Here is a 3,847-nt window from a genome sequence, read left to right as displayed (position 1 = left end):
GATGCCGCCTGGGCCGCCTGGGCCGCCTGCGCGGCGGCGGCGCGGGCAGCCGCCGCCTTGCCGGCGGCGAAGCCGGGGCCGGCGGGGCCGGGGGTGGCGGGTGAGGCGGGGGTACCCGGTGCGCCCGGGGCGCCCGGTGCGCCGGGGGTGCCGGGAGTGCCCGTGGTGCCGGGGGTGCCGGGAGTGCCCGTGGTGCCGGGTGCTCCCGAGGCATCGGAGGTGCCGGGCGCGCCCGGAGTGCGCGGTGCGCCGGTTCCCGAGGCGCCGGGTGAGCCGGTGACGCCGGGGGTGCCGGGTGCCGCGGAGACTCCGTGCGCGTCGGAGGCACCGGGCGTGCCGGTGGCGTTCGGGGAGCCCGGAGTGCCCGGTCCGCCGGGCCCGCCCGTGAGGGCCTGCGCGCCCTGTACACCCGCCGTACCCGACGCGCCCGCAACACCGGGCGCGCCAGGGGCGCCCGGAGTGCCCGGGGTGCCCGCCGTACCAGAACCGCCCGTGACGCCCGGCGCTCCCGGAGCACCCGGCCCGCCGGAACCGCCCACGACGCCCTGCCCGACCGGACCACCCTGCCCGCCCAAAGCACCCGGCCCGCCGCTGGCTGCCGATGTGCCGGTTGTGCCGGGGGCGCCCGGGGTCGCGGGGTTCGACGTCGTACCGGAAGCGGTGGCGCGCGGGCCGACCGCGCGGAAGGTCATGGTGCCCTCGTCCCGGCCCCGGCCCGCTGCTCCGGGCCCCATGACCGGGCCGAAGCCCGCACCGGAGCCGGCGGCGCCGGCCACGGCACCCTGGCCCGCCCCGAAACCGGCGGCGCCGTCCGCGCCCGGCGTCGAACCGGCGGCCGCCGGGCCGCCCTCCGCTCCCCCGCCCCCCTGCGTCGGGCGGCGGAACACGAACGTGTTGCCGGGTGACGGCGTGTCGGGGCCGGACGAAGCCTCGGCGGACGCCCGCGGATCGGTGCTCCCGGGCGCGCCCCAGGCGACGCGGCGGTCCTGGTCGCCGCCGAAGCCGGACTGGTGGGAGCGGTCGGCACCCCAGGAGGACGCGGGGTCGTCGACCGGGTCCTCGTCGAAAAAGTGCGGACCGGTCTCCTCGATCGAGGCCGTCGAGGCCGTGGAGGGCTGCGCCGGGCCGACCCCGGGCGGCGGGGCGAGCGGTTCGCCGTCGGCCGGGGCCGGACGGCTGGTGCCCGGTACCCACGCGGCACCGTTCCAGTACCGGACGTATCCGGGGATGGAGGGGTCCGGGTAATACCCTTCGCGGGGCCGGTCGTCACCTGGGGCCGGGGTTGGGGCGCTCATGTCCGTCGTCCCGTATCTGCTCGGGGGTGTAATGGGGGCCTCCACATCTATCAGACGGGCGCAACCCTGAGCGTCAGTCCCGCCGTACCCACCCCTTTCGAGCACGGTTGTGCTACCCCGGCGCCACCGGCGCATCCGGCGTGCCCGCCGCGCGGGAAAAAAGTTCCATGAACCCGCGTAATGACCGAGTGCCGGCCCGCTCTCCCCTCGTACGGGCCCACTGCCGGACCCGTACGACAGAGAGGAAGACCGTCATGTACACCGTCGTGGAGCGCGAACTGGAGCTGCGTCTCGTCCTGTCCCCCGAGCGCGCCGTCGCCGTGCCCGCCCGGCTGAGTTACCGCACCGACGACCCGTACGCCGTGCACATCGCCTTCCACATCGACTCACAGTGCCCGGTGGGCTGGACGTTCGCCCGGGAGCTGCTGGTCGAGGGGGTGTTCCGGCCGTGCGGGGAGGGTGACGTGCGGGTGTGGCCGACGAAGACGGAGGGGCGCGGTGTGGTGCTGATGGCGCTGAGTTCCCCGGACGGGGAGGCGCTGCTGGAGGCTCCGGCGGCACCGGTGTCGGCGTGGCTGGAGCGGACGCTGCGGGTGGTGCCGCCGGGCACGGAGGGCGAGCAGCTGGGCCTCGACGACGGGCTCGACCGGTTGCTCGCCCAGTGAACGCGGGAGGGTCAGAAGAGCTTGCCCGGATTGAGGATGCCCAGCGGGTCGAACACCTGCTTGACGGCCCGCTGCATCTCCAGGCCCACGGGCCCGAGTTCCCGGGCCAGCCACTCCTTCTTCAGCACGCCGACGCCGTGTTCGCCGGTGATGGTGCCGCCGAGCGCGAGGCCGAGGGCCATGATCTCGTCGAAGGACTCGCGGGCGCGCCGGGACTCGTCCGGGTCGCGGGCGTCGAAGCACACGGTCGGGTGGGTGTTGCCGTCGCCCGCGTGCGCGCAGACCCCGATGGTCAGCCCGTACTTCTCGGCGATGCGCTCGACCCCGGCCAGCAGGTCGCCGAGCCGGGTGCGGGGCACGCACACGTCGTCGATCATCGTGGTGCCCTTGACGGCCTCCAGCGCGGGGAGTGACATCCGGCGCGCCTGGAGCAACAGGTCCGACTCGGCGGTGTCGTCGGCGGGCACCACCTGGGTGGCGCCGGCGGCCTCGCACAGCGCGCCGACGGCGGCGAGGTCGGCGGCCGGGTCGGGGGTGTCGAAGGCGACGAGGAGCAGCGCCTCGGTGGTCTCCGGCAGTCCCATGTGCGCCAGGTCGTTGACGGCCTTGACCGTCGTACGGTCCATGAGTTCGAGGAGTGACGGGACGTGCCCGGCGGCCATGATCCGGCACACGGCGTCACAGGCGGCCGCCGCCGAGGCGAACTCGGCGGCGAGCACGAGCTGCCGCGGCGGCTCGGGTTTGAGGGCGACGGTCGCGCGGACGACGATGCCGAGCGAGCCCTCGGAGCCGACGAACAGCCGGGTCAGGTCGTATCCGGCGACGCCCTTGGCGGTGCGGCGGCCGGTGGACATGAGCCGTCCGTCGGCGAGGACGACGTCCAGGCCGAGCACGTACTCGGCCGTCACCCCGTACTTCACACAGCACAGTCCGCCGGCGGCAGTGCCGATGTTGCCGCCGATCGTGCACATCTCCCAGCTGGAGGGGTCGGGCGGGTAGGACAGCCCGTGTTCGCCGACCGCGCGGGAGAGGGCGGCGTTGACGACGCCGGGTTCGACGACGGCGACCCGGTCGACCGGGTCGATCTCGATGATCCGGTCCATCTTGGTCAGGGACAGCACGATGCAGCCGTCGGTGGCGTTGGCCCCGCCGGACAGGCCGGTGCGGGCGCCCTGCGGGACGACCGGGACGCGCAGCTCGGTCGCGGTGCGCATGACGTGCTGGACCTCTTCGACGGTGCGCGGCAGCACCACCACGGCGGGGGTGCCGGCCGGGCAGAAGCTCGCCATGTCGTGGGCGTAGGAGGCGGTGATGTCGGCGTCGGTGTGGACGGCCTCGGCCGGCAGTCGAGCGAGCAGCCGGTCGACGAGAGGGCTAGGGCTCATGATCACAGCGTCGCACCGGGGGCCATCGGTGTGAACCCCGTCGCGGCACCCTTCGGCTGACCGAATGTGCTCGTCGTATTGACGCACAGTGAGCGGCATGAAGACCCAGGACGGCGCGGAGAGCCAGGACGGTGTGAAGGCCCAGGGCGGCGTGGCGGCGCAGGGCGGCGTGGAGAGCCAGGACGGCGCGGGAAGCCAGGACGGCGTGGCAGCGCAGGGCGACACGGAGAGCCACAACGGCGTGGCAGCGAAGGACGACACCGAGAGCCACAACGGCGTGGGGACGCAGGACGGCGTGGCGGCGCGGGGCGGCGTGGCGGTGCGGGAGGGTACCGAGGAGGACGTGTCCGGCGGGCGGCGGCGCCGGCGGATCCGGATCGCGACGGGGGTGTCGGCCGGCGTGCTCGGGTCAGCTCCCGCAGGTCCAGCCCGTTCTCGCGGGCGAGCCGGCGCACGAGCGGGGAGATCACGGGTACGGGGCCGTCCCCGAGGAGGCGGTCGC

3 protein-coding genes and 1 pseudogene are annotated in these 3,847 nt (G+C 75.1%); 1 reads left to right on the top strand and 3 read right to left on the bottom strand.

Annotated features, from left to right (window positions below):
• The coding region (locus tag AB0K92_RS33470) for a DUF2510 domain-containing protein (RefSeq protein WP_365929039.1) at window positions 1-1,295 on the bottom strand (1,295 nt) is incomplete at its 3' end.
• A gap of 254 nt (window positions 1,296-1,549) precedes the next feature.
• Here AB0K92_RS33470 and AB0K92_RS33465 point away from each other — a divergent pair.
• Window positions 1,550-1,960: an SsgA family sporulation/cell division regulator gene (locus AB0K92_RS33465; RefSeq protein ID WP_365929038.1), complete on the top strand. Its 411-nt coding sequence runs from the start codon at window positions 1,550-1,552 to the stop codon at window positions 1,958-1,960.
• An 11-nt stretch (window positions 1,961-1,971) separates the two neighbouring features.
• On the opposite strand, the gene AB0K92_RS33460 is transcribed toward AB0K92_RS33465, so the two are convergent.
• Entirely contained in the window at window positions 1,972-3,345 is a 1,374-nt protein-coding gene (locus tag AB0K92_RS33460) for an FAD-linked oxidase C-terminal domain-containing protein (RefSeq protein ID WP_365929037.1), read from the bottom strand.
• Window positions 3,346-3,755: 410 nt separating this feature from the next.
• Window positions 3,756-3,847 (bottom strand): annotated as a pseudogene (locus tag AB0K92_RS33455) (E3 binding domain-containing protein); the annotation flags it as partial.

This window comes from Streptomyces sp. NPDC052687 (genome assembly GCF_040678395.1).
In the GTDB taxonomy this organism is placed as follows: domain Bacteria; phylum Actinomycetota; class Actinomycetes; order Streptomycetales; family Streptomycetaceae; genus Streptomyces.
The sequence above is the reverse complement of the archived record's forward strand: the minus strand, read 5'-3'. Positions and strand labels throughout refer to the sequence as shown.

Bases quoted from the DNA above. Each gene is read 5' to 3' on its own strand.
- AB0K92_RS33465 (WP_365929038.1), top strand. From the start codon at position 1,550: ATGTACACCGTCGTGGAGCGCGAACTGGAGCTGCGTCTCGTCCTGTCC.
- AB0K92_RS33460 (WP_365929037.1), bottom strand. From the start codon at position 3,345: ATGAGCCCTAGCCCTCTCGTCGACCGGCTGCTCGCTCGACTGCCGGCC.